Source organism: Stenotrophomonas sp. CFBP8994 (genome assembly GCF_034044835.1).
Taxonomy (GTDB): domain Bacteria; phylum Pseudomonadota; class Gammaproteobacteria; order Xanthomonadales; family Xanthomonadaceae; genus Stenotrophomonas; species Stenotrophomonas rhizophila_A.
On the sequence record NZ_JAXCWT010000001.1, the window covers coordinates 440,660 to 463,768 of the forward strand.

Sequence of the window (23,109 nt, forward strand, 5' to 3'; positions counted from 1 at the left end):
GCCCTTACCGGATTTCGAATTCCGCGCGGCAACCGCCGTTGACCCAGACGCCATCGCGGTTCCAGCCCCAGGTGCGGCCTTCCACGCAGGCACTGCGTGAGGTCTGGCGGATCAGCCGGGCCTCGCGGCGGATGTTGACGTTGCAACGGCGCATGCGGTTGTCGTTGGAATCGCAGCTGATCACCTGCCCGCGCCCACCATTGCCCCAGCCACCGCCGTTGTTGCCCCAGCCGTTGCCATTGCCATGCGAGGGCCGCCGGCCTTCGGCCACGAACTCCGCGCGGCACCCCCGGGTGACCCACACGCCGTTGCGTGCCTGGCCCCAGTTGTCGCCCTCGATGCACTGGGTTCCCGACAGCTGGCGCACCAGCCGCGCGCGGCCCTCGATCGGGCACTGCTGGGTGCGGCCCTTGATCGATTCGCAGCGCACCGGGCCATCGTTGTAGCCATCGTCACGGTAACGGTCGTACTGCTGCGCTTGGGCAGCAGCGCCTGCAGCCAGCAGCGCCGGCAGCAGCGCCCACACCCACTTGTGCGTTCCATTGGCCATCGCGTTGTTCCTCATGCCTGCCTCGATCCGTTTTGTGAATAGGCACAGGATCAGGCAAGCGAGGCCCTCCGCCTATAGGCCGAAGGTCGCTCATTTCAGGGTCGATTCAACTAGCCAACGCGCAGCTGACCGGTTCCGGCGGGCTCAGCCGTAGCGGACCACATCGACAAACGCGTCTTCCACTTCCACCCGCACGCCAACGCTGCGCCCGGTTTCCGCGTGTTGCTCACGGGCCAGGTTGTCGGCGAAATCGAAGGCCACCGCGCCTTCGGCGAAGGCGGCAGCTTCATTGCGGCTGGGGTCAAGAACGCACCAGCGGTGGTCAGCGTGCTTCACGGTAATGTTCATGGTGCACTCCGGGGGTTGTCCCTGACCCGCACCATACGGCTGAAGCCGATACCGAACTATCGGATTAGTCTGATATTGGTATCCGCCCTATACCCGGCACCGCACTTTCCCTATACCACCGGCAAGGTCATCACAAACCGTGCACCGCCGCTGGCCGCCTCTTCGGCCACGATGCTGCCGCCGTGGCGCAGCATGATCTCGCGCGCCAGGTACAGCCCCAGCCCGCTGCCGCTGCCACTGGGGCGCAGCCGGTGGAACGGTTCGAAGATCGATTGCCGGGCCTGCTCGGGCACGCCATCGCCCTCGTCACTCACCGACAGCACCCCGCCGGCCTGCAGCTCCACCACCACCAGGCCACGCCCGCCGCCGTGGGCGATGGCGTTCTGCAGCAGCCCGCTGATCACCCGGTGCAGCGCATCGGGATCGCCCAGCACCCACACCGACGCCTCCGGTGCCTCCACCGCGAATTCGTAGCCGGCATCGATCAGAAGTGGCGCCACATCGGCGGCCACCTCCCCGGTCAACGCGGTCAGGTCGATGCGCTGGTGCTGGCTGCGGTGGTGATCCAGCCGCTGCAGGTCCAGCAGCTGTTCGGCGATGTTGCTCAGCCGGCCCAGGTCTCGCTGCAGGCGCGAACGCACCTGCCCCGGCGGCAGGTCGGCAATGCGCGTGGCCAAGATCGCAATGGGCATGCGCAGCTCATGCGCCGCGCCCACCAGGAAGCGATCCTGCGCATCGTAGCTCTCGCCAATGCGCCGCACGGCTGCATTGAATGCATCCACCAGCGGCACGATCTCGCGCGGTACGGCGTGGGTATCCAGGCCGCGCCCGCGTTCGGTGATCTGGATCGCCGCGGCCTGCGCCGCGACCCGGTTCACCCCGCGCAGCGAGCGATGAATTGCCCACGGCGCCACCACCAGCGTGATCACGATCAGCGGCAGGGTGATCCAGCCGCCCAGGTAGCCGATCACCACCAGCATCTGCCGCCACAGGCCGCGATGCGGAATGCCGCCCAGCATCACGTGGATGCGGCCGCCATCGGGCTCGGTCACCCATACCCGCATCGCCAGCTCCACCCCGTGCGTGCGCGTGCGCACATCGGTGGGCTCCACGTGCTGCAGCTGCTGCACGAGTGGGCGGAACGCGGCCGGTACGGTGCCCTGCTCCAGCGTCCGGCCCTGCTCATCGGCGGCGGCGAACCAGAACGTGGCCGGGCGGTCAGGTACCGCTTCGTTGACCGCATCCCAATCCACGCGCAGCGCATCGCCCTCCACATGGATCGCCTCGGCCACCGATTGGCTGGTTTTCCAGTCGATATACGCCGCGCCACGGTCGCCGTACATCAACACCATGCCGGTCAGGCCCACCGCCACCATGGTCATCTGGATCAGGCAGATCTTCCAGGCCAGGCTGAAGGACAGCGAGCCGGGTTTGAGGAATTTCATGCCGTTTCCTTGAGCAGGTAGCCAATGCCGCGCATCACGTGGATCTCCACCTGCGCATCGGCATCGGCCAGCGCGCGGCGCAGCTTGGAAACGTGTGCATCGAGCGCGTTGGACTGGATCTCATCATCGAAGCCATACACCGCTTCCTGCAGCGCCGCGCGCGCCACCGTGCGGCCCTGGCGCAGCGCAAGTGCTTCCAGCACCAGCAACTGGCGGCGCGGCAGTGCCAGCAGCGCACCGGCCACGCTGGCCTGGCGTGCCACGAAATCAAACTGCAGCCGCCCCAGCGCCAGCACCGGCAGGGTGATCTGCGCCGGCCGCCGCGAAATCGCGCGGATCCGCGCCAGCAGCTCTTCCACCGCGAACGGTTTGGTCAGGTAGTCGTCGGCGCCCACATCCAGCCCGACCACGCGGTCGGCCACCGAATCGCGCGCGGTGAGCATGATCACCGGCAGGTTGGGAATGTGGCTGCGTGCCACCCGCACGAAATTGGCGCCATCGCCATCGGGCAGCTGCCGGTCCAGCAGCAGCACCTGGTGCACGCCCGATTTCAGCGCTTCGGCGGCCTGCGCCATCGACACCACCAGGTCCACCACCATGCCATGCCGGCCCAGGCTGGCCTGGATGGCGCCTGCCAGTTCGGGGTCGTCTTCGAGCAGCAGGATGCGCATGGCAATACGGGCAACAGGGGTGATGGGCGCCGATGGTACCGCGCTGGCCGGCGCAACGTTCCCACAATGTCCGGGGGACATCATGGGGGTTTGATCGTCCCCCAGGAGCAGTACCCATGCAGATCGGTTCACGGAAGGCAGCAACGGCAGGCATCACCCTGCTGGGCCTGCTGGCCAGCGGCAGCGTGCTGGCCCAGGCCGCCCCCGGCGAAAGACCCCGCAGCAGCCTGGGATTGGCCGTGGTAGCGCAGAAATCTCCCTACGCCGGCTATGACACCGACGTGCTGCCCGTACCGGTCATCAATTACGAAGGCAGGAAGTTCCATTTCCGTGGCGGCAGCATCGGCTACACCCTGTTCGACAACGAGAAAACCGAAGTCTCGCTGCTGGCCCAGCCGCACGTGATGCGCTTCAAGCGCAAGGACACCGATGACCTGCAGCTGCGCCAGCTCGACAACCGCAACCTCTCGGCGATGGCCGGTGTCGCCGTGCGCCATACCGCACCGTGGGGCGTGCTGCAGGCCAACGTGCTGGCCGAAGTGAGCGGCCACGGCGGCGGCATCGCGGCCGATGCAAAGTACGCCTACCCGATTCCAACCGGCAAGGTCGTGCTGATTCCCGGCGTGGGCGTGAACTACGCCAGCAGCGCGCTCAACGATTACTACTTCGGCATCAGTGCCGAGGAAGCGCAGCGCAGCGGCCTGGCGCGTTACAGGGCCGGCAGCGGCGTGGCGCCGTACATGGATGTCACCGCGCTGATGCCGCTGGGCGCGCACTGGACCGCCACCGCATCTTTGCGCCGCACCCTGCTTTCCAGCGCGGTGAAGGACAGCCCGATGACCCGGGGCGACCACATGGATACCGCGCTGCTGGCGCTCACTTACGGATTCTGACCATGCGCGAAGGCATCGTACGCCGTGTCGCCAACGTAGCGCTGCAGATCGAGCCGGACCGCACCCAGGTACTGCAATGGATCCTGCATGCCCCACTGGCCGCCCTGGGCGGCCACACCACCTTCGAACTGGCCTGCAACGGCCAGGGCGAACGGGTGATTGAACTGCTGCATGGGGTGCTCGCGCGGGCGGGCACCACGCCGCCGCAACTACCGCAGGCACCCACATGAGCCGACCTTTCCCGATGCTGAGCACTGAAGACCCTGCAGATGCACCGGCGCTGGTTGCCGCGCTGGTCTCGTTCGACCAGGCCGTACAGGCGCTGATCGAACAGGATCCGGATCGCCATGGACGCTTTTCCCGCGCCTATGTCACCGCCATTTTCCGTGCGTGCCTGCTGCCGCCCGAACCGGGTGCGGGTGTGCCGCGCGGACGGCCGGATCCGGAAATCGCCCAGGCCCTGAAGCGGTGGATCCAGGAGCAGTTGCTGCGCCACCCCGGCGAAGGCGACGACCACCGCCTCACCGCCGCGCGTCGCGCCGCGCACGGCTTCTGGCTGCAGTCCATGGCCTGCCCGATCGACGATGACGGGCAGCCGCGTGCCGCCAGGTTGCTGGAAGGCCTGCTGGCACTGACCCGCCCGGCGTAGTCCGCACGGTGGGGCAGTTTGCGACTTGTTGCGTTGAAAACCGGCGTGGGCGGGATCACTGTCCGGTTTCCCTTCCAGCGCAGCGGACGCACTGCCCATGCGAGTTCCTTCCGATATCCCACCGCCCCTCCCACCGCGCATTGAATCGCCCACCCCGCTCGCCGAGGCGGTCTGCGCCGATGCGCCGGGCTGGCAGGAAGCGGCCGACGCGTTGGATGCGATGACGCCCTCGTCCGCGGACGACCGCGACAGCGCGCACGACCATGAGCATGAAGAAGGCGGCAGGCGACAGGACCTGCAGTGGTTTGATCCGGAAGAGGAAGAGACCACCCCGCCGTTGGACCACGAGGTGGCACGCCGGCCGGAACTGAGCAATGGTTTCTGGGTGCTGCCCGATCCGCGCACGCTCCTGCCGCGCGTGCATGCACAGAGCCGCAGCCCATTGGTCGCCGAACCCTCACGCGTCCTGTCGGCGGACCTGCCCGGCCAGCGCCACATGCGGCAAGGCCTGGATGACAGCGATGACGATGCTCGCCGTGAGAAAGACGCAGGCCAGGATGACGGCCGCGCTACCGACTGACCGCCGCGACATCCTCACGGCGCGTTGCCGGCGCCTCGCTAGGCTGCAGCTGTTTCCCAACCGCAGGTGTGGCGATGCGTGGTGTGATGGCGGTGATGTTGCTGGCGCTGGCCGCGCCCGCGTGGGCGCAGCAGGACGAGGCGGAAACACCAGCGTTCGACCGCCCGGGGTTGGGATTCTCCGCCTCGGTGCTCCCGCGCGGCGGCGCCGCACTGGAACTGGGGCTGCCCAGCTACGAACGCGACCGCGATGACGACGGCACGCGCACCACGCAATACGGCACCGACCTGCTGCTGCGCGCGGGCCTGGGCGCCAACCTGGAACTGCAGGCGTTCGGGAGCCCCTGGAACCGCCTGCGCGAAGCCCCGCGCAATGCGCCCTCCACCACGACGCGTGGCGCAGGCGACAGCGGCCTGGCGCTGAAGTTCGCCCTTCCCCTCGATTCGGACACCCACGCTGTCGCACTGCTGGCCAGCACCAGCTTCGATACCGGCTCACGCGACTTCAGCGAAGGCGGCACCCAGTACAACCTCGGCGCGAGCTACGAATACACCTTCAACGACCAGTGGAGCGGCGCGCTGTATGCCAATGCCACGCGCGGCGCGGGCGAGGACGAGTTCACCTGGTCGCCCAGCCTCAGCCTGGCCATAAGCGACACCGTGAGCACCTACATCGAGGCCGGTTTCACACACACCCAGGGCGAATCCTCGACCTCGGTGGCCGGTGCAGGCGTGACGTGGATGGCGGCCCGACGCGTGCAGCTGGACGCGTCCTTCGACCTCGGTCTGGACAGCAACAGCCCCGATGTACAGGCGGAGCTGGGCGTTTCGTTCTATTTCGAGTGAACCAAAAAAGCCTGCGCATCGCTGCGCAGGCTTCTTCGGCGGTGTTACACGTTACGACCCTGGGGGTCAGGTCACCTTCTTGGCGACCGTCATGCCCAGCAGGAACAGGATGACGGCGATGATGATGCCGGCCCAGAACAGGAACTTGGCCACGCCAATGGCGGCGCCGCCGATGCCGGCAAAGCCGAGTGCGCCGGCGATGAGGCCGATGATGGCGAAGATGATGGCCCACTTGATCATGTTGTTCCTTTGCCCGGAATGCGGGTTGACTGACAGGACTCCACGCTAGCGATTGGCGCGTGCCGCGATAGTGAATGGGGCGCGTGAACGGCGTGAAATCGCTACCTCGCAGGTGAAGACGCCCGCTACGTATTCAGCTGCACTTGTAGGAATTTTCCGACGAACGGTAAAGAGCTTTTCGGACCCTGCCATCGCAAGTTATTGATTTTTAAGCTCGCTCACGCAGCCTCTCATCACCGCACTGAATGTGTGACCGTTGCCTCAATTTCACCGGCTGGTCACAATGCTGACGTCCCACTACGTCATCAATGCCATGCGCGCATTCGTCACCAAGCAGCATCCCGCCCTGCTCAAGGTCTACTTCGTGGCCTGCTACGTCGTGCTGATTGAAGAAGTGATTCGCGCCGTCGGCTGATTGCGCCGCGCCGTCATCACTGGCCCAGTGTGGGGCGATGGGCAGGCGCGTTGCCGCCACGCTTGCTTCCCTGCAGTTTTTCCAGCGCCTGCTGCAAGGCTGACATCCGGAACGGCTTCTGCAACCCGAACCGATGTTGGAATGCCAGCGGAAGGCTGGACCTGTCATAGCCGGTCAGGAACACGTACGGAATGCCGCGCGACTCCAGCGCCTCGGCGATCGGGAACGACTGCTTCCCGCCCAGATTGATGTCCAGCAGCGCCAGGTCAAAGGGCGTCTGCTCCACGATCCGCAGCGCCGCATCGACGGTACCCACCGGGCCCACCACTTCGTAGCCCAGCGTCTCCAGCCCGTCCTCGACAAGCATCGCGATGAGCGATTCGTCTTCGACTACCAGGACGCGCGGGCTCACAGGTGCACCTGGACCGCGTCATCGCCGTGCGGTATCGATACCCGATAACGCAGGCCTTCGGGCTCGAACGTGAGCTCCACATCACCGCCCAGATCATGCTTGAGGCCGCGCTCGAGCAACCGCGAGCCGAACCCGCGCTGCGCCGGCGGCTGCACCGGGGGGCCATCGCGCTCCTGCCACTCCAGTTCGATCACGTCCTCCCCATCGACCTGACGCTGCCCCCACTCCACCCGCACACGGCCATCGGGCCCGGACAGCGCACCGTGCTTGACCGCGTTGGTGCCCAGCTCATGCAGCGCCATGGCCAGCGCCAGGGCACGGCGGGGATCGAGCCGGCAGGGTTCGCCCTTGATATCGAAGCGCTGCCCGCCTTCGCCGTGCAGGTCGGCCGTGGCCTGGACCAGATCGTGGATATCGGCGCTGTGCCAGTTTTCCCGGGTCAGCACATCGTGCGCTCCGGCCAGGGCCAGCAGGCGCTCTTCGATCTTCTCGCCAGCGTCGATGATGTTCTGTGCGTTGCGGAAGGTCTGGCGGGTGATGGACTGCACCATGGCCAGCGAGTTCTTTACCCGGTGGTTGAGCTCGTTGATGAGCAGCTGCAGGTGCTGCTCGTGGCGCTTGCGCTCGGTCACATCGCGGGTGCTGCCGGCAATGGCCTCCACTTCGCCATCGGGACCAATGACCGGGGTAAAGATGTAGTCATAGATGCGCACGCCCTCGGTGGCGTGCGGAAACGGCACATCACCGCGGATGGGCTGCTTGGTGGCGATCACCCGATCGATCTCCGCATCGTGCATCGCCGCATGCCAGGGCTCGTAGCCGATCTCCAGGCAGGTCTTGCCCATCGCCTCATCCCAGGTCATGCCCCACATGTTCAGCAGCGCCTTGTTGGCGTAGATGAAGCGGTGCTCCAGGTCAAAGACGTAGGACAGATCCGGAGTTGCCTGCAGAAGGGCTTCGTAGATCCGCCACTTGGCGCTGTTGTCTTCCTGTTCCTGCAGCACGGGATAGAGCCCTGTTCATTTAGGGGAAGCATAGGGGCGGCAGCGTGAAAGTGGGATCACGTTAGCGCTTTGTGAGCGGAGGCTGCAGACCCGCCCTGGCAGAGCGGACTGGTAGAGCGGACTGTTAGTCCGCTAGCCCCTCAGCAAGCACACATTCCATCGGCTGATACACCAGCCCCAGATACTCCCCCACCTCCCCCGCAATCCGGAACCCAAACCGCTCATAAGCCGGCACCGAGCTCAACGAGGCCCGCACTGTAACAACCTCGCCCCGCGCGCACTCCAGCAGCGCCGCCATCAGCGCCCGCCCAACGCCCTGCCCCTGCCACCCCGGCGCCACGAACAGCGTCGCCGCGTGCTGGCCGCCCATCAGCTCGGCCACCCCGACAACCCGCCCGGCGGTCTCAAAGACAAACATGTCGTTGTCGTCGGACATGCGGTCGGCGAACCCGTTCATCGACACGATGCCGGTAAAGGTCTCAATCCCCAGCGGAGACAGCGACGGCGCCACCGCCTCCATGAAGGACGCCATGCACACCGCACTGGCCTGCTCCAGATCTGTGGCCCTTAGTCGCCGTACCGCCATTGGGGTGCCCTCCATGAAAACCGGTTTCAAACTGACATCTGGATGGTAGCTGGCGCGACGCAGCCAGTGCAGCGCGCCCACACAGAATGCACCCGGCGCACAACCCAAGCGCGTCCTGAGACACAGTTTGATCAAGGAAAGGGTTCCTACCGCACAGTTCGTCGCCCCAGCCATTGACGGCCTGCCTGATCACGCGCAGCATCCGTCCGTCGCCGCACATCCGGCGGCCGGAATTGGCGTTCCGAAGCCAAAGGCGCACCAGCGCCCATCGGCATTCCGCAGGGCGGTGGATCTCACTTCTACTGAGGAATTCCGCAATGTCCAATGACTCCCTCGCAGCCCCGACCCGCGTCGCCGTCCACCTCGCTCACTACTTCGGTGATATTTCCGACTCGCTGGAATGGAACAGTTCGGCATGGGTCGACCTCGAGAAGCGCCTGGCTGCCACCGCGCGACCGCTCGATTCGCTGACCATCGGCGAGATCATGCAGGCCCTCGCGGAGACCCGCTGCGGAAGCTCCCCTGCTGCGGGCAACTTCGTCAAACGCATGATCGGCCAGCACGACCTCTCTCGACACGACCTGTTTCGCGTCATACGCAAGCTGTTTCGTATCTACGATCTGCGAATCATCGAACTGCTGGAGCTGATCGATGTGCTCGAACGCTGCCCTGGCACGGTTGAGGACATGCCGATCAAGAACCTCCTCGCACTGATCGCCATCGTCGACATTGACGAAGAACCCCCTGCTCCACTAGAAGAAGACAGCCGTCCGCCTTCAACCACGCACTGAAGCCAACACACCAACGAAAAAGGCCCGAACCGGGCCTTTTTTGTTACCACAGCGCAATGACGCAGCAATCTCCTTAGCAGGCCCTCCATGTCACCACGGAAGGGGGTTCGGAGCATCCCCAGCCATGCTGGGAAATCATTGCAAAAGCTGCTTGTCGTTTAGCAGCCAGGCCCTCAGCGGATGTAGCCTGAAACATCGACCATGCATTCACCGCCAGCTCTTTGCCTTCTACAACCATGTGAAGTTACTACGCCCGCGCGAACACGCTTCACCCCACTCAACACGCCTCGACTTCTACCCCCGTCACGGATGGCGCTCCTGAGGCAACTGATCGCGCATTTCATCGGGTCGCAATGTGGGCTTGCTCCGCCTGGATATTTCGTTGGAGATTTTCAGCGCCGCATCGATGATGCAGCGGACGCGACGAATCTGCTCTTCAAGTTCTGGAAGACTCACATGCTCATTGAGTCTGTAGTCCGCCTGGACTCGAGCGGCCCTCGCCACTTCCAACGACTGCACCATCCGCTTCTTCAGCGGAACGAGGCTACTAAGATCGACACCAAGCCGATCCGTACGCCACTCCTTAAGACGCTCGACCATCTCTGTGTGGGAAAGTCGTCCAACCCTTGCCGCGACGCAGCGCCTGGACGCTGGAAGCCTGTCGACAATAGGGTGAAGAGCATGGAAGGCTGCGTAGTACGATCTGCTCGATGCAGCGCGAAGCGTAACTTCGTCGGAATGGTCGCATGCATGCCGCTTCCCAAAATCACGAAGGTGCTCAGGAGTGATTGGCACGGGGCGCCTCCCTCAACGTGGGGATGAAGGCAATGGTTGCAGTGCCGGAGTTGATGATTGGGAAATCACGATCCACGAGGACCCCACAGAACTCCCACTCTGCCTCCCAGCAGATATCGGGTGTGGCGACGATCAGCAGCTGGAAGTGCATTGCGGTCGCGCGATCATCGTGGGGAATGAAGGACGACTTCACCGCGACGACCTTCAGCCTCTTCTGGCGGAGGAACCGGATGGCACAGCCAATCGGCTCCGACCACGCGTCGACACTCAAGCCTTGGTCTGCAAGCACCTGCTCCGCATCCTCCGCCGAGAACGTATATACGCTGGAAGGCAATGGCTCCGGGAAGTCCTCCGTGGCAAGCATTTTTTCGCGGACCATCTCAGGAGCGGAGGCAATGCCGAAATCGCCGTCGAAAGCATGTCCGCCCGGATTTCCACCTAAAGCGGCTACGCGCTGTCGAAGTTGGAAGGCATCATGCAGCAGGCCGACATATCCAAGCAGGCTGATCACCGCGCCCATGGCAGCGAAGTTGCCATCCAAGCCAGGCCGAAACGCGATGAATTTCTCCTTTACCTTCCCAACCTGTCCTGTGACACAGAGCATCGCCAGCCAACGAACCCGGATATTTAGATTTCCCGGCTGAAGGCGAAGTGCACAGGCGAACATTTCGTCCGCAGCATCAAAGGCATTCTTGATGGCCGATGCGTACGCACGCAGCTCCCAAGCCCCAGCTGCATCTATCGACGCAAGCTCGTCCGCGCGCCTTTGAACTCTGCGTACCGTAACCAGGTCATTGGCACCCAACTTGAGTGCCTCAAACGCCTCGCCTAATGTGTTGTTGAATATGGTGTCGGGAGTGGCGCTGTTAGACATGAAAGCGCGTCTGGAAATCAGGGGGGCGCAACCGTACCACCGCGCAATAGTCAGAAAGGTGCGCCCTGTCCCAGTGTTTTACTTGGAACTAGTGCACCGGGCACGGAAACTTCAAACCTTGATCGCGTTATCAAAACCAAGCGCGAAGAACGTGCCCAAACTGACATCTCCAGCAGCTCAGCCGGCATATTTCAGACGAGTTAGTAGATAGGGTCTACCCTGCCCACCTCACGCCAGCGACCAACTTGTCGGAATCCAACCTTTCCTAAGACCCAACCGCTTGCTAGTTCTGGTCGTTGACACCGCCAAAACAAAAAAGGGTTCGCACCAGAAGTGCGAACCCTTGATCGTGTCACCAACAATGGTCGGGACGGCCGGATTTGAACCGACGACCCTCTGCCCCCCAGGCAGCGACCAACACTGACCTATGTCTCTGATCCGGAAAGGTTCCGCCCCCGTCCGGCGCCGACGAAACACGGCAAAACGTGCACATACAGATCAATAGCTTAGCTGGCGATAGGGTGACGAAGAACGGGCGTCACTTGACCGCCTCCCACCACTTGCTGCGCCCCCTGCCCTTCCGCCTAGCCGATTCCTTAAGAGAGGCAGCCTGTTGCTCTTCCGGGCTGCGGGTGTCGTGCAACAGTAGGTGCCCGAGAGCGGGCTGAAGCTGCGTGGGGTCCGGGCGTTCGGCGGGCGGTAGGGTGTTGGGAATGTCCATACGCCTACGGTATGACGGGGTCGGCTCAGGGGATGAGAACGTTTCAGCGTTCGCCTCTCGGATACGCGCAGCACCCAGTAGCCATCGCAGACCCGCTACGGTGCACTCACAGATGTTTGACGGCCGCGCTTGCTAGTGTTCAGGGTCGTCAGAAGCTTTTCCATGCCATGCCTAACACCGGCTCCTTCCATCTGCACGAGGTTCTGGGGACCACGGAGGGGACCCCCGAGCATTTCACGTCCATCACTGCCGTTCGCGCTACCTGCCAGAAATGCAGGAGGACCATGCATGCAACAAGCCCGCCGGAGCTGGAGAGTATCGAGGGCGGCACCATCTTGGCCTGTGCAGGTTGCGGGGCTCGCCAGGCCATCAGCAATGCGCGTTTCGACCTGTTCGTGGGACGCGACCGCTCCCGGGCGTCTGATCCGCAGGGCTGACCCCGTAATCAGATGATGTAAGGCGCGGCAAGTTCAGTTAAGCGGTCCACGCCGGTGGGCTGCGTCCGCGAACCAGGTTTACGCTGAGCGAGGCTTGTCCAGTCACTGAAGGTCGCTTCGCGCAAAACCGCTTCCTCTACAGGAATCCATCGCATGGACCAGTACGGGAACCTGCGCCTGCTGACCCGGCCCCGTGCCAGCTCGACCAGGTCACAATGGCTGGTCGCGAAGCGGATTCGGGAGTAGACGGTTTCGATCCCATCGTCGGGGCCCTCCAAGTACTGTAGGAAGCGCGCACCGTCAAAAAGCAGGAGGCCAGTAACCCCTGCTATGGCGTTAAACGAAGCAGCGTCGCGACTCAGCTGCTCGATCTTGTCGGCAGGAAGACCTTCTGTGGCCTGGCTGGCGTAAGCAAAGGCGAGCAACGGCACGATGAATCCTTAATGGGGCTTTGTCCTGAACGGTACATCATATCGGCCAACGAAATCGCGACCTACCGTGCATTCTTAAACGTTCATTTTCGGGGATGCGGGCGGTCGCACTAGGCCATCATCTTCCGCGCACCGGATCAACTCCAGTGTTGACCTGACCTGGTAGTACTGCATGAGGCGCGCCTTATGCGACTCGACCGTCCGCTTCGATATCCCAAGGGCCACCGCGATGTCGCGCGCGCGATGACCTTGGAGAACCTCCCGCAGAACCAGAATCTCCGCCCTCGACGGGAACGGCTTTGTGCCACGCTGCCGCGCAATCAAACACCTTGCGGCGTCTTGGCTAATGGCAGGCAGGCCATGGGTGGCCTTGTCGATAGCCTCCAACAATTGGTCGGCCGAAGCGTCCTTACGGACATACCCTCTAGCGCCCAGGTCCAAGGATCGCCGCACATACGCCGGATTGTCGTGCATCGAAACGACGAGGACGGCAATGTCGCATCGGCGGGACCTCAATTCCTCGAGGACTTCCAGCCCACTCATGCCAGGCATGCTGAGATCTAACAGGATGAGGTGCCAAGTTGACTCCGGCAGACGCTTCAGCAGCGCCTCACCGGACGTGAACACTTCCGAAGTCGCACCGTGACCGTCGACCAGTAGCTGCAGTGCCTGCGCTACGATCTGATGGTCGTCGACAATGGCGATTGAAGCTCCCGCGAGCATGATCGTAGGATTAGACCCATGCATCAGCCGGCCCTCGCCAAGGCTGGACGGAAGGAGACCCAAGAAGGTGAGTAGTCCGGAACTCGAACGAATTGAAGCGCTTGAAGTTCAAGTGCAAGCGATATTGGGGCACCTCAAGGCTATGGAGTACGGCCTGCGACTGCTGATAGCCACCCACCCCAACCCAGAAGTTCTGATTGCGGCCTCGGAAGGTCTTGAACAACGCGCCACCTCCGCTCACTTGGACGACGACGCTATGTACAGCGCCGCCATAACACAAGGAATATCTATCCTGCGCGATCAGATTGAGGCGGCCGCTGCGCTGTCAGACCCGGCAGGCGACACGCCACCCTTGCGCGCACGATCTTCTGGTCACAATTAGGCAAAAGCCCGGGCTACGCAGGCGACCGCTTCTGAGCCAGTCTCATTGCCCTGCCTGAGTAACCCGAGCTGCTACTGCAACCACTACTTCAGCACAGCATGAGCCACCCGATGCAGCACGGATGCCTCCCCCAAGTTCCAGGACAAAATTTCCTCTGCGTAGCGTGAAGGCCGCGCGAAGAGACATCGCGCAACCAGCGTTGCCAGTGCGCGCGCCGCTCGGCGATTAGTTCAAGTACGGCCGTACCAGCGTGGCCATTCTGTCGACCCCGGTTGGCACCTGGAACATGGCTCCTTCTCTCCGTCGCGCTAGATCGCGCCATTCACTAGCCCTTGTGATCCGAAAATCCACCTGTTCAAGCGGAAGCCAGCGCATGGACCATTGAGGGAACCGGCGAGCGCCTCCACTCCGCGTACCTAGCACCTCAATTGCTGTATGGCTGGTGGCTGCGAGGATCCGGGCATAGGTGGCGGCGATCCCGTCTGCGGGCCCCTCAATGTATTGAAGAAAGCTCAACCCGTCGCAGAACAGCACGCCAGTGACGTCGGCCGTCAAGTTATGCGAGGCCGCGTCCGTCACTAAGAGATTTATCTGGTCGACGGTGATACCAGTGGCAACTCGGCTGCAGTAAACAAGTGCTTCAAGAGGCACTTACCGCCCTCCCTAAATGTCGGCCCCGAGCTACAAAGGCTAGCAGGGCTTGGCGGCCACGTGTACCACAAGCGCCGAGTTTTGCGCTGACTGGGGAGTACGGTTGCTGTACGCGCGGAAAATTCATCCAGAGCCCGATTAGAGATCCCGCCAGCCTGGGTTCCCAACCGGTGGGTGCCCTGGCGATGCTGATGGCCATCGAGCCGCCAGGCGATAGAGGCGTACCGCGTCAGCCGCGCCGTCAACGCCCCGCGCAGCAACGCACCTAAGCGGCCGAGCGTACGGAGCGGGCTGACGCAAGTGCCTGACTGGCCCTATGCTTACTGCGTATCTACGGCGCAGGTCCGCCCCGCGTTATTTTTTCTCTGATCAAGGATGATGCTGTGCTTCTTGCCGTTGCCCCCCGTCGCCTGCGCCGCTGGCGCGCTGCCCTGTTCCCACTGTTGGCCATGCTGGCCCTGCCTGCTGCCGCGCAGTCGCCGCACTGTGGCACCTTCAAGGACCCGTCCAGCGGCGCCGTACTTCGGGTATACAGCGCGGTGCAGGGCGAACGCCAACTGCCTGGCCAAGCCGCAGAGCCGTACCACCTGCAGCACGACGGCGACCAGTTGCTAGCGGCTAATACGGCCAGCGGCAGGATGGTGACACTGGCGGTCAGCGGCGATGGTCGCAGCCTCAGCGACGAAACTCACCATTACGCGCTCGACGCCGACGCTGGCTGCCAGACCGTGCCGACATTCCCGGCCGGCAGTTGCCGCGCTGATATCACTACCTGCTTCGGCCAGATGACGTGGGCCGGCGCAGACAGCTGGAGGCGATGGTGCAGCGAAGGCGTTTCCGCCGCCTGCAACCGGTTGATCGAGGACTACCGCAGCGAAGCTCGCAGCGCGTGGGTGATCGCCAAGGTCATGGCCAACGACAGCGTCCCGTCCAGCCCCCCAGCGGTGTGCGTGGAAGACAGCGAGGCCTTTGATGCCGAGGCCTGCCGCCACGCGGAGGATGCCGAGCGCGCAAAGGCCGTGGGCAAGGCATTTGCGTTGACCAAAGACATGCCCAGCGAACCGATCTTGCCCGATGCAGAGTTGGATGAAGTCGCCAAGCTGTGTCGCCAGCAGCCCAGCGCCGCGTTCTGCACTGCCGTGGCGTCAGCCCTCCGCACCGCCGGACGACTGCCGGCCGCTCGTGAAGCAATGCAGCTGGCATGCAGAGGGGCCGAGGACCCGCCAGCTTGCGCACAGCTGGTCATTCAGGACAATGACGCTCCGAACTAACCGGCCAAGTAAGCCTCGCCCACCGCCCACCGCCCTGCGGCATGGGTGGCTTCCGGCGGTGTGGGGCAAGCGCAATAGCTCGCCCTTATGAAACCCAAGCACACAATAATATTTGCACCACCACAGCCCGGACACGCGGGTAGCAGCCCCCGCTGCATTGCTTTTGACCTCTCTCGAGCGATTCCGGCCGGCAGACCACAGCTCCTGCTGCGCCACCCGCCTACCCGAGACGGCCAGTATTGAGAATCGGATGCGTGGCGGCACTCCCGGTCTAATACGGCCCAAGTCACCTGCAATATCCGAGGGCGGCCGATAGCGGCAGCAGGCCCCTTGAGAAAACTCCATGAGCTTGGTTCGCCAAAGCTTTAGCCACAATTGCTACACAACGAGCTCCACCAGCGGCAGATTAGGCGCCGCTTCCACCACGCGGCCGTCGCGAACCCAGACGTTGTACGGAACGCTGGATCCTAGCTGCCCCATTGCCCTCATCTGTCGCCCATCGTAGGTGCTCAGGCTGCTAGTCCCGTCAGAGTTGTGAGCGGTGACGGTGGCAAGCTGGCGTGGCCCAGCACCGAGCAGCCCGTCGAATTGATCCCACAGTTCAGTCCGCATCGGTGTAGTGCCTTTCCAAGGTGATGGTCTGCTCGATGACAAACGCGCCGTCGCCTGCCCTCGCTTCGGTTCGCACAGCCGTGCACAGACCGTGCCAAGTACCCTCTTCTCCAACGACCTCCACCAAATCCAATGGAAGCACCCGCCCCGTCTCGCCCGCCCTTACCGGACTGCTGAAGAGCGGAATCACGACGTCGATAGACGCCTGCTCCCCGCGATCCGACAGGATGTTTCGTCCACGCTCGGCGCCGGCGGCGGCGGTGCTGATCAGTGGACTGCTGACCTGGGGCGCAAACGACTGGCCGGCTTCTCCACTTCGGCGAACCTTGCAGGTCACGCCCTTCCCCGCCAGCTCACCGGTCACCACGACCGCGTCATAAAGCGGAGCGCTGCGAACCTGCAGACTCTCATTGGTGACAATGTCCTCATGGATCACGTGAGCCGGAGTACGCTCCTTCCAGTACCACGGGCTCTCTGGATAGCGCGCGCGAATGCGCAGCAGTCTGTCGGCAGGGTCGGACTGCACCACACCGCCACTGGCCTCGGCGAGTCGGCTGATGGCATCCAGTGGAGCCGTGGCGTCGTAGAACCAGGCGCCTCCTGGAACCACCCAATCCACCGTGTCGTAGGACGCTGTGAATCCGGTGTCGGCCAGCTCCTCGTCGACCAGCTGTGCAACGGTTCTGTCTTCGGTAGTGACTTTGACACGAGCTGGCGCGTAAGGCGCGGCCAACACCGCTGAACGCGATCGCCCCGCTAGGTTTATGCCATTGCTCGCCCACTCTCGGCGGCTGCTGTAGCTCTCAATGAGAGCCGTCCACGTATACCCGTTGAGGGTCACCTCCACTTGGCGGGGCCCGGCCGCTGACGGTTTCAGCAGCGCAAGGTGAGCCACATCTGCCAGCTCGAAGTCGAAAGTCGAACCCCACGTGTCGCAACTGGAGGTGATCGTCACTGACGACACTTCAATCGGGGTCCGGTCCGGCAAGCGGACCACAGAAATACTGTTGATCACAACGTACGTCCTTTGATGCGGGCGCACCACGTAGCACGCAGCCACGCCCAGATTTAGAGGTGCCAGTCCCCGAGCACCCAGCGGCAGGCACGAGAGGTTTAGCCCGATCCGGTTACCAGGCAGGGTGGGCGGATCCGGATCAGGCTCTGGCGGCTCGACTGGCGGCCGAACGATCCACGGCAGCGGCTTGGCCAAGCCCCACGGCAGATCGCGCTTTACCGCCCATCGCCCGGGTAACTGCCACGGTATTCCATGTGCTTGGCGTGTCTGGCCGGGCTGCGCCCAGCGCAGGCCCAACTTGCGGGAGGCGGCCGGCAGCGAGCCATACGGCAGCTGCCAGCCGGTATCAACCGACTCACTGGCGCGCCAGCGCAACGACACGCCCCTGCGCTCTCGCGCAAGCCCAACCCAGCCGATTGAGTGACTCGCCCGGAGCGCCCCCATCGACCCGGCCCACATCAGTCTGACGCTGCCGATGGCGCTTCCGGCGGTGGACCAGAGCAATGCCGCCAAAGAGGCAGCAGCAGCCTGCTGCAGGCTCCAGGCCAATGACGCACCGCTACGTCCGTTGTCGGCCTGCCTCCATCGGACCGTGGAAAGTCGGCCCAGGCGCTGCGCGCCTTGCCACCGCAAGCGCACGGAGTTGCGCAGAGACTCAACAGTGGGCCCGGGCGGATCCACTTGGGCCCAGTCCACGCCCAGGTTCAGGCCGACGCGCTGGCCCGTCGCCAGAGGTAGCGGTCCGAGGTTGAGCGCGACATGAGTGCCGTCGACCACCACCGGCTACTCCTCCACCGCCGGTCGCACCCAATCCTGGACAGCCGCGTTCTGCTGCCCCGAGTCGTCATAGCCGACCACGGTCAGCACTAGAGCTGGATCGAGCCGGTCGAGCCGCCATGTGCCATCCGGCTTGCTGAGCACGCTCGCGATGCAGTTTGTCGTGCCCCGGTCAAAGACCAATATGCGCCCTTGCGCTGGCTGGTTCAGGATGCGGAAGCGGCCATCAACTGCATCGGGCTCGGAGGCCGAGGGACCCTCACCGGCGAGGAAACCCTTGCCCGCGTATGCCTGAGCGGTGGAAACAAGCGCACCAAAGCACGCTCCACCGCCCAGCGTCGCCCATTTGACCGGTGACGCGCGAAACCCGAATTGGATCGCAACGATGCTCATGGTTCACCAGGCGTTTGCGATGTCGATCAGCACCTGACCGTGGTACGTCTCGCTGTAGCCGGTCGTGTCGATTATGTACCCCTTCGCCAAGAGCTGAGTTCCGGCCGGCAAGCCACCCACATCGCTCACCACTGTCATCTCTGGGAAGGGTCGACGATGGACTGGAGCGTAAAGCCCAGGCAGGAACCCGCGCGGCGCGTAGGGACCCTCGAACACCACCACGGGTGCGTACAGCAGTCCGTTGTTGGCCGCGTAGGGGTATGGGGGATATTGGGACGAACTACCGAAGGAACCCGAGCTGTACAACCCATCTGCCGACAGGCCGCATCGTATAGCTCCCGGAACTGCCGCTGAGTTGCGGCCAATGAAGCACGAGGTGGACGTGTCAGAAGTGAAGCTGTTGCTCCAACCGCTCTGGCCCCTGAGACCATATCCGATGCTGCTCGACAGCTCATTATCCGAGCCCTTGTAAGACACTACATAGTGGTGCTTGTCGCCGGGCTTCAGCGAAGTAATATCGCCCGCGTAGTGCGGATGCATCGCCCCGCCTCCGTACTGCGCGAGCTGCCCGGAGGTATCCACAAATAGATAGAAGAACCTTTCATTACCCACAGCCACCCACGGCCTAGCCTCGGCCGTTGCGACTGAGGACTTGTCCCAGCGTGAACCAGTCGGCTTAAGTGAGGTTGCCGGGGTGGGATCCGAGCCGTTATCGATATCCGACATGGTGGCAAATCCGCGCAGCAACGCTGAACGCTGAGCGGTATCGTCCAGCCTCAGGAAAAATCCGGTACCGATAATGGATGCGTTTCGGAAGACCCGTACGTTTGAGCCGGTGAAGGCCTTGGTCCAGCCCATACCGGGCTTTTGATTGGCACCACTGCCGTAGCCGTCAACCAGCAACGCATCGAACAGCATGGCCATCGAACCTGGCTGGCCGGAAAGCTGGGGTGCGCCCGGATCGGTGCTCTTGTATACGTTAGGGATCAAGCTCATGCGTTATCTCCTGAAATGTTGCCAACGACCATGAAACGGGTGGAATCAACGATCCCTTCGGGTGCACCAGGAAGGGTCGTACGAACCATCCAAACCGGGGCCAGGCCACCAACAGTGTTGAACCGCACCACGTTGTTGGTAGCCCATCCAGTTCCCCAACCCTGGCGGCGAATCGTGAAGTAGGGCCGATTGGTGCGTGGATTTAGAGGTGCGCAGTCCGCGCTGATGCTTCCAGTGGTAATCACACCCACCGTCTCACCAATCACCTCAAACTGCGTGGCATTGGTGAAACGAATTGCCCAGCGCTCAGTGATGGTGTCGCTGTTGGTCACCAGGAGAGGAAAATCCGTGTCGTTGTAGGTGCCCGGCGCCGCGCTGCCAACCAGTTGGTCCGTCCAGCTGTTGGTCCAAGTGCTCTGATCGAACAGGTTGACCACGCGGGCCTGCAGGTCGAGCGACCCATTTGCCTCACCCAGCCGCAGCGCAGTGCTGATCAGCGCCTCGCCTGGGGGATAGTCATGGGTGAGGCCAGTGTTGATCTCGATCTCACCAGTAATCTGCGGCTGGACTACCAACCGGCGGTCCTCCACCCGATGAGAGACGACGATTGGCAGCTGGTAAGCCGACAGGTTGAGCGGGTCGCTGAAAGTGAGCCGCCCCTGCTGCAGGTCATACTCATACCAGGCGCTGTCCACGGGCGTTCCAGCAGCATCGACCACCTCCACGGCAGCCACATGGGTACGACCGAAGGGCACTACCTGATTCGCCTGAGGCGATGCGATGGAGTGCTTGGCGGTATGGTGGATCAGGACCGTCTGTCCAGACTTGAAGGCCGGCACGCGGCCGTCTGCGGGCAAGCGCACCGACTCCAGACCGATCACTACCGCCGACAGCGGGATGGAGCGGAACACCACAGCGCCAATGTAGACCGTACCCGGCAGCACCAGGGTAGGCTTCCAAACTTGATCGCCAACCACCGCTGCAGGATCGAACCACGGCGCGCCTTCATTACCCGCCATCGGCACAAGCTGACCGAAGGCAACTTTCGCCACGCCCGTTTCCCAATCAATCGTGCCGGCCACCTGTGGGCCGCTGATGTTACCGTTGACGTCCGCCGTTGCCGCCAGCTGGGTGCCGTCCACCACCACCGCCCTCAGCGTGAACACCCCCGGACGCAGGGGCGAGCCCGGGGCACGGAAGTAAACACCTGCCACGCCGTGGTCAGCGATGCGCGTGAGCAGGGATTGCACCGTTACGACATTTGTCCCGCCGGGAACCCATTGCGTCAAGGTCACCGCGCCGTTTGAATAGTCGATGGCGCCGCCGTACACACCTGCACCGGACATTGGATCGATGTTGTAGTAAAGCCCTCCATTGCGGTCGACGTACGTGCGCCCCTTGTAGGTGAACCGCAGACTTCCCGGCACAATGCTGTCACTGATGGTCGGAGTGAGCAGCAGCTGCACCGGTGGCAAGGGCAGCGTTTCGGTCGACGTCATCTGCGCCGCGCCCGCAACCATCCATCCCAGTGAGATCATCGTACCTGCGGAGAAATCGGCGCCGACGTCCTTTCGGGTGTAGCCGGCGATCTTGAGCGTGCCGCCCGGATTGACCTGGTAAAGCGGAATCGAGACCGCGTGGACCGTGAACTTACCGGCCTGGAGGTTCAGGGCGCCCGTTGCGTAATTGATCGACCCCAAGGTCGCCGTCATCGCCTGCGAGCCAAGCTGTACCCCAACGACGTTGCCCTTGCCGTCATCCTTTGCCACGACACGCATCACCTGCGGCGCACTGGGCATCCCCTGAGTGTCCTTGGAGACTGAGATCAACCAGTCAAGTCGAAGGCTTCCGGCACGCACTGGACCGTTCGGGATCTGGACCGACACAACACCCGCCGCATCCGGGACAGGCTGCGCGGTTGCAGTTAGGGCTTCGCCGTACTCGTAGTCACACACTACCTGACTGTCCGCATCCGGGAGAGCTATCGGGCGAATTACCACCTCGCCCGTGGCGTAGGAGATCGAACCGCGAGGGACTCCGCCTATCAATAGCGCACCAACGCCGTTGTCTGAAACGGCCACGGTGCTTCCGCCCACGCGAAGCGTAAAGGAGCTGCTGCCCGGGACAATACCTGTGTTCTCCAGCATGAAGTGCAGGGCTGGAGGCTCGATGGCCACGTCGCCTGTGCGCGACTCAGCGAGTACCGGGGTGCCCCAACTAGGGATTACGCTGCTGTCCAGGTCTGGGAGGGCCCCGGTAGTCAGCACGACCGCGCCGGTTGCGTAGTTCACCGAGCCGCTGCCCTGCCCTGGCTTGCCCACCAGCTGGCCCTGCCCATTGTCCTGCAGGCGGATCCACTTACCCAAGGCGCGATAGTCCACCACAACGGTCCCGGCCGCCGGGAGTGGGGTCAGCTGGAAGAGCCAGTTGTAGCCCTGGTTGTTCTGGGTAACAGTGATCTCATCCGAGAAGCCCTGCGCGGAAATGGCACCGGCCGGCCTGGCGGTAACGTTGACACTCGCAAATCCAACCGCATTGGCACTGATCAAGGTGATCGATCCGGCCAGGTAATCGACTGAGCCGGTCCATGGCGACGCGCTGGACGAGGTGAGATTGCCCGCCCCATCGTCCGACAGCTCAACACTGCCGGCCAAGACCTTCACTGAGCCCAGCACCATCGGAGTGCCAAGGAACCGCGTGACCGGAATTCCAGCCGGGAAGTTGGTGCTGAAGCTCAACGCAAGGGCACCTGCCGGGCCGGATGGCACGTAGCTGATCGTGCCCAGACCAGCCAAGACATCGCTTACCGGAGTCTCGGCGGTGGATGTCGGCACGATGGTGACATACGGCGTGTCCACCTGCACGGACAGGTCGCCAGGCTTGGCAGCCGCAGTCAGGCGCTTCACGCTGTGGTAGCTGGTGGCCTCGACCACGTTGGTCTCATAGATGCGCGTCGGCGGCTTGATGCTGCTCAAGCGCACGGCCTCCTGGCCAGGGAAGTCGTAGAGCAGTGCAGTGACCGTCTCGACGATAATCACGTCACGCTCGAATGCGCCCAGGTCGTCGTAGAAGGTCCGCGTCGAGCGCGACAGGATGCTCTTGACCCGCACATACTGTTCGTTCGGGGCATAACCCGCGGCTGTCACAAAAAGGCACAGGTTGTCGTTGATGTCAGGGCTCGGCGCGTCCTTCATGCAGTAGAACTGCAATGCCTGCTGCCCAATGAAATGGTTGCTCAGCAGCACGTACCGCGACTCCACCCCCCGCGTGATGTAGCTTTCCACGCGGTTACGCGCGTCGCTGCGCACGTCGCTGTAGCTCCCCGTGGCGAACATGCTTACCTGCACCTTCGGATCGGTCGGCGGGTCGAGCAGCACCCCGATGGCATCTTTGAGCACGTCCGTGCCAGGGGTATCCACGTGCACGAACATCTTGCGCAAAGTAGCGCGCCCCGTGGTTCGCTCTTCGTCACCGATATCGGGGAACAGATTGTTCATCTGTCCGTCCACAATCTCGGCCTGCACCATGCGTCCGCCGCCGTCGGGGTTGTCGGTCAGGCGCTGGGATTGGCGCATCTTGATGTCTGTCGCAGAAATCGTCAT

Annotated in this window: 26 protein-coding genes; 9 read left to right on the forward strand and 17 right to left on the reverse strand. The window is 63.3% G+C overall.

Features of this window, described 5'->3' with window-relative positions; translation table 11 throughout:
* Window positions 1-4: 4 nt before the first annotated feature.
* The 4 genes from SOM39_RS02120 to SOM39_RS02135 all read right to left on the reverse strand — a co-directional run bounded on the left by SOM39_RS02120 (window position 5) and on the right by SOM39_RS02135 (window position 3,014).
* On the reverse strand, window positions 5-565 hold the full coding sequence (locus SOM39_RS02120) for a DUF3011 domain-containing protein (RefSeq protein WP_320457328.1): 561 nt from the start codon (window positions 563-565) through the stop codon (window positions 5-7).
* 129 nt (window positions 566-694) lie between these two features.
* Window positions 695-898 carry a hypothetical protein gene (locus SOM39_RS02125; protein WP_068853328.1) on the reverse strand — a complete coding sequence of 68 codons (204 nt, stop codon included), beginning with the start codon at window positions 896-898 and terminating at the stop codon, window positions 695-697.
* 110 nt (window positions 899-1,008) lie between these two features.
* Window positions 1,009-2,343, reverse strand: coding sequence for a HAMP domain-containing sensor histidine kinase (locus SOM39_RS02130; protein ID WP_320457329.1), 1,335 nt, complete (start codon window positions 2,341-2,343; stop codon window positions 1,009-1,011).
* Window positions 2,340-3,014, reverse strand: coding sequence for a response regulator transcription factor (locus SOM39_RS02135; protein WP_068853332.1), 675 nt, complete (start codon window positions 3,012-3,014; stop codon window positions 2,340-2,342). Before SOM39_RS02135 ends, SOM39_RS02130 begins: the two co-directional genes overlap by 4 nt.
* Before the next feature lie 116 nt (window positions 3,015-3,130).
* Between SOM39_RS02135 and SOM39_RS02140 the strand changes: the two genes are divergently transcribed.
* The 5 genes from SOM39_RS02140 to SOM39_RS02160 all read left to right on the forward strand — a co-directional run bounded on the left by SOM39_RS02140 (window position 3,131) and on the right by SOM39_RS02160 (window position 5,981).
* A complete protein-coding gene (locus tag SOM39_RS02140; RefSeq protein ID WP_320457330.1) occupies window positions 3,131-3,907 on the forward strand; it encodes a MipA/OmpV family protein in 777 nt (258 codons plus the stop codon).
* Between the two features lie 2 nt (window positions 3,908-3,909).
* Window positions 3,910-4,137 carry a hypothetical protein gene (locus SOM39_RS02145; RefSeq protein WP_320457331.1) on the forward strand — a complete coding sequence of 76 codons (228 nt, stop codon included), beginning with the start codon at window positions 3,910-3,912 and terminating at the stop codon, window positions 4,135-4,137.
* Complete coding sequence (locus SOM39_RS02150) at window positions 4,134-4,556, forward strand: hypothetical protein (protein WP_141236189.1); 423 nt, start codon at window positions 4,134-4,136, stop codon at window positions 4,554-4,556. Before SOM39_RS02145 ends, SOM39_RS02150 begins: the two co-directional genes overlap by 4 nt.
* Before the next feature lie 97 nt (window positions 4,557-4,653).
* On the forward strand, window positions 4,654-5,136 hold the full coding sequence (locus SOM39_RS02155; RefSeq protein WP_320457332.1) for a hypothetical protein: 483 nt from the start codon (window positions 4,654-4,656) through the stop codon (window positions 5,134-5,136).
* 74 nt (window positions 5,137-5,210) lie between these two features.
* Window positions 5,211-5,981, forward strand: a complete 771-nt coding sequence (locus tag SOM39_RS02160; protein ID WP_320457333.1) for a transporter — start codon at window positions 5,211-5,213, stop codon at window positions 5,979-5,981.
* Window positions 5,982-6,047: 66 nt separating this feature from the next.
* Here SOM39_RS02160 and SOM39_RS02165 read toward each other — a convergent pair whose 3' ends face one another.
* A complete protein-coding gene (locus SOM39_RS02165) occupies window positions 6,048-6,221 on the reverse strand; it encodes a DUF1328 domain-containing protein (protein ID WP_068853344.1) in 174 nt (57 codons plus the stop codon).
* Between the two features lie 283 nt (window positions 6,222-6,504).
* Here SOM39_RS02165 and SOM39_RS02170 point away from each other — a divergent pair, with 283 nt between their 5' ends.
* Window positions 6,505-6,636, forward strand: coding sequence for a hypothetical protein (locus tag SOM39_RS02170; protein WP_255220457.1), 132 nt, complete (start codon window positions 6,505-6,507; stop codon window positions 6,634-6,636).
* A gap of 16 nt (window positions 6,637-6,652) precedes the next feature.
* Here SOM39_RS02170 and SOM39_RS02175 read toward each other — a convergent pair whose 3' ends face one another.
* The 3 genes from SOM39_RS02175 to SOM39_RS02185 form a co-directional block, all read right to left on the reverse strand.
* Entirely contained in the window at window positions 6,653-7,048 is a 396-nt protein-coding gene (locus tag SOM39_RS02175; RefSeq protein WP_068853346.1) for a response regulator, read from the reverse strand.
* Complete coding sequence (locus SOM39_RS02180; protein WP_320457655.1) at window positions 7,045-8,049, reverse strand: HWE histidine kinase domain-containing protein; 1,005 nt, start codon at window positions 8,047-8,049, stop codon at window positions 7,045-7,047. Before SOM39_RS02180 ends, SOM39_RS02175 begins: the two co-directional genes overlap by 4 nt.
* A 127-nt stretch (window positions 8,050-8,176) precedes the next feature.
* Window positions 8,177-8,719 (reverse strand): GNAT family N-acetyltransferase, encoded by a 543-nt coding sequence (locus SOM39_RS02185; protein WP_320457334.1) that lies wholly within the window; start codon window positions 8,717-8,719, stop codon window positions 8,177-8,179.
* Window positions 8,720-8,955: 236 nt separating this feature from the next.
* Between SOM39_RS02185 and SOM39_RS02190 the strand changes: the two genes are divergently transcribed.
* Window positions 8,956-9,429 carry a hypothetical protein gene (locus tag SOM39_RS02190; RefSeq protein WP_320457335.1) on the forward strand — a complete coding sequence of 158 codons (474 nt, stop codon included), beginning with the start codon at window positions 8,956-8,958 and terminating at the stop codon, window positions 9,427-9,429.
* Window positions 9,430-9,732: 303 nt separating this feature from the next.
* Here SOM39_RS02190 and SOM39_RS02195 read toward each other — a convergent pair whose 3' ends face one another.
* The 4 genes from SOM39_RS02195 to SOM39_RS02210 all read right to left on the reverse strand — a co-directional run bounded on the left by SOM39_RS02195 (window position 9,733) and on the right by SOM39_RS02210 (window position 13,473).
* Window positions 9,733-10,029, reverse strand: coding sequence for a hypothetical protein (locus tag SOM39_RS02195; RefSeq protein ID WP_307106671.1), 297 nt, complete (start codon window positions 10,027-10,029; stop codon window positions 9,733-9,735).
* A 178-nt stretch (window positions 10,030-10,207) separates the two neighbouring features.
* Window positions 10,208-11,098 carry a hypothetical protein gene (locus tag SOM39_RS02200; protein WP_320457336.1) on the reverse strand — a complete coding sequence of 297 codons (891 nt, stop codon included), beginning with the start codon at window positions 11,096-11,098 and terminating at the stop codon, window positions 10,208-10,210.
* 1,166 nt (window positions 11,099-12,264) lie between these two features.
* Window positions 12,265-12,687 (reverse strand): BLUF domain-containing protein, encoded by a 423-nt coding sequence (locus tag SOM39_RS02205; RefSeq protein WP_320457337.1) that lies wholly within the window; start codon window positions 12,685-12,687, stop codon window positions 12,265-12,267.
* 75 nt (window positions 12,688-12,762) lie between these two features.
* Complete coding sequence (locus tag SOM39_RS02210; RefSeq protein WP_320457338.1) at window positions 12,763-13,473, reverse strand: response regulator transcription factor; 711 nt, start codon at window positions 13,471-13,473, stop codon at window positions 12,763-12,765.
* A 4-nt stretch (window positions 13,474-13,477) separates the two neighbouring features.
* On the opposite strand from SOM39_RS02210, the gene SOM39_RS02215 reads away from it, so the two are divergent.
* Window positions 13,478-13,792, forward strand: a complete 315-nt coding sequence (locus SOM39_RS02215) for a hypothetical protein (protein WP_143584464.1) — start codon at window positions 13,478-13,480, stop codon at window positions 13,790-13,792.
* A 225-nt stretch (window positions 13,793-14,017) separates the two neighbouring features.
* On the opposite strand, the gene SOM39_RS19265 is transcribed toward SOM39_RS02215, so the two are convergent.
* Window positions 14,018-14,443, reverse strand: coding sequence for a BLUF domain-containing protein (locus SOM39_RS19265; RefSeq protein ID WP_414715837.1), 426 nt, complete (start codon window positions 14,441-14,443; stop codon window positions 14,018-14,020).
* 449 nt (window positions 14,444-14,892) lie between these two features.
* Between SOM39_RS19265 and SOM39_RS02220 the strand changes: the two genes are divergently transcribed.
* The gene (locus SOM39_RS02220) at window positions 14,893-15,714 is read left to right on the forward strand and encodes a hypothetical protein (RefSeq protein ID WP_320457339.1); all 822 of its coding nucleotides are present in this window, start codon (window positions 14,893-14,895) and stop codon (window positions 15,712-15,714) included.
* A 601-nt stretch (window positions 15,715-16,315) separates the two neighbouring features.
* Here the strand turns inward: SOM39_RS02220 and SOM39_RS02225 are convergent.
* From SOM39_RS02225 to SOM39_RS02240, 4 genes are read right to left on the reverse strand one after another with little or no spacing between them, the layout of a single operon-like run.
* Window positions 16,316-18,118, reverse strand: coding sequence for a hypothetical protein (locus SOM39_RS02225; RefSeq protein WP_320457340.1), 1,803 nt, complete (start codon window positions 18,116-18,118; stop codon window positions 16,316-16,318).
* Between the two features lie 6 nt (window positions 18,119-18,124).
* A complete protein-coding gene (locus SOM39_RS02230; protein ID WP_320457341.1) occupies window positions 18,125-18,511 on the reverse strand; it encodes a hypothetical protein in 387 nt (128 codons plus the stop codon).
* Window positions 18,512-18,514: 3 nt separating this feature from the next.
* Window positions 18,515-19,507 (reverse strand): hypothetical protein, encoded by a 993-nt coding sequence (locus SOM39_RS02235; RefSeq protein ID WP_320457342.1) that lies wholly within the window; start codon window positions 19,505-19,507, stop codon window positions 18,515-18,517.
* A complete protein-coding gene (locus SOM39_RS02240; protein ID WP_320457343.1) occupies window positions 19,504-23,109 on the reverse strand; it encodes a hypothetical protein in 3,606 nt (1,201 codons plus the stop codon). Before SOM39_RS02240 ends, SOM39_RS02235 begins: the two co-directional genes overlap by 4 nt.

Bases quoted from the DNA above. Each gene is read 5' to 3' on its own strand.
- SOM39_RS02120 (WP_320457328.1), bottom strand. From the start codon at position 565: ATGAGGAACAACGCGATGGCCAATGGAACGCACAAGTGGGTGTGGGCG.
- SOM39_RS02125 (WP_068853328.1), bottom strand. From the start codon at position 898: ATGAACATTACCGTGAAGCACGCTGACCACCGCTGGTGCGTTCTTGAC.
- SOM39_RS02130 (WP_320457329.1), bottom strand. From the start codon at position 2,343: ATGAAATTCCTCAAACCCGGCTCGCTGTCCTTCAGCCTGGCCTGGAAG.
- SOM39_RS02135 (WP_068853332.1), bottom strand. From the start codon at position 3,014: ATGCGCATCCTGCTGCTCGAAGACGACCCCGAACTGGCAGGCGCCATC.
- SOM39_RS02140 (WP_320457330.1), top strand. From the start codon at position 3,131: ATGCAGATCGGTTCACGGAAGGCAGCAACGGCAGGCATCACCCTGCTG.
- SOM39_RS02145 (WP_320457331.1), top strand. From the start codon at position 3,910: ATGCGCGAAGGCATCGTACGCCGTGTCGCCAACGTAGCGCTGCAGATC.
- SOM39_RS02150 (WP_141236189.1), top strand. From the start codon at position 4,134: ATGAGCCGACCTTTCCCGATGCTGAGCACTGAAGACCCTGCAGATGCA.
- SOM39_RS02155 (WP_320457332.1), top strand. From the start codon at position 4,654: ATGCGAGTTCCTTCCGATATCCCACCGCCCCTCCCACCGCGCATTGAA.
- SOM39_RS02160 (WP_320457333.1), top strand. From the start codon at position 5,211: ATGCGTGGTGTGATGGCGGTGATGTTGCTGGCGCTGGCCGCGCCCGCG.
- SOM39_RS02165 (WP_068853344.1), bottom strand. From the start codon at position 6,221: ATGATCAAGTGGGCCATCATCTTCGCCATCATCGGCCTCATCGCCGGC.
- SOM39_RS02170 (WP_255220457.1), top strand. From the start codon at position 6,505: ATGCTGACGTCCCACTACGTCATCAATGCCATGCGCGCATTCGTCACC.
- SOM39_RS02190 (WP_320457335.1), top strand. From the start codon at position 8,956: ATGTCCAATGACTCCCTCGCAGCCCCGACCCGCGTCGCCGTCCACCTC.
- SOM39_RS02195 (WP_307106671.1), bottom strand. From the start codon at position 10,029: ATGGTCGAGCGTCTTAAGGAGTGGCGTACGGATCGGCTTGGTGTCGAT.
- SOM39_RS02200 (WP_320457336.1), bottom strand. From the start codon at position 11,098: ATGTCTAACAGCGCCACTCCCGACACCATATTCAACAACACATTAGGC.
- SOM39_RS02220 (WP_320457339.1), top strand. From the start codon at position 14,893: ATGCTGGCCCTGCCTGCTGCCGCGCAGTCGCCGCACTGTGGCACCTTC.
- SOM39_RS02230 (WP_320457341.1), bottom strand. From the start codon at position 18,511: ATGAGCATCGTTGCGATCCAATTCGGGTTTCGCGCGTCACCGGTCAAA.
- SOM39_RS02235 (WP_320457342.1), bottom strand. From the start codon at position 19,507: ATGAGCTTGATCCCTAACGTATACAAGAGCACCGATCCGGGCGCACCC.
- SOM39_RS02240 (WP_320457343.1), bottom strand. From the start codon at position 23,109: ATGACGATTTCTGCGACAGACATCAAGATGCGCCAATCCCAGCGCCTG.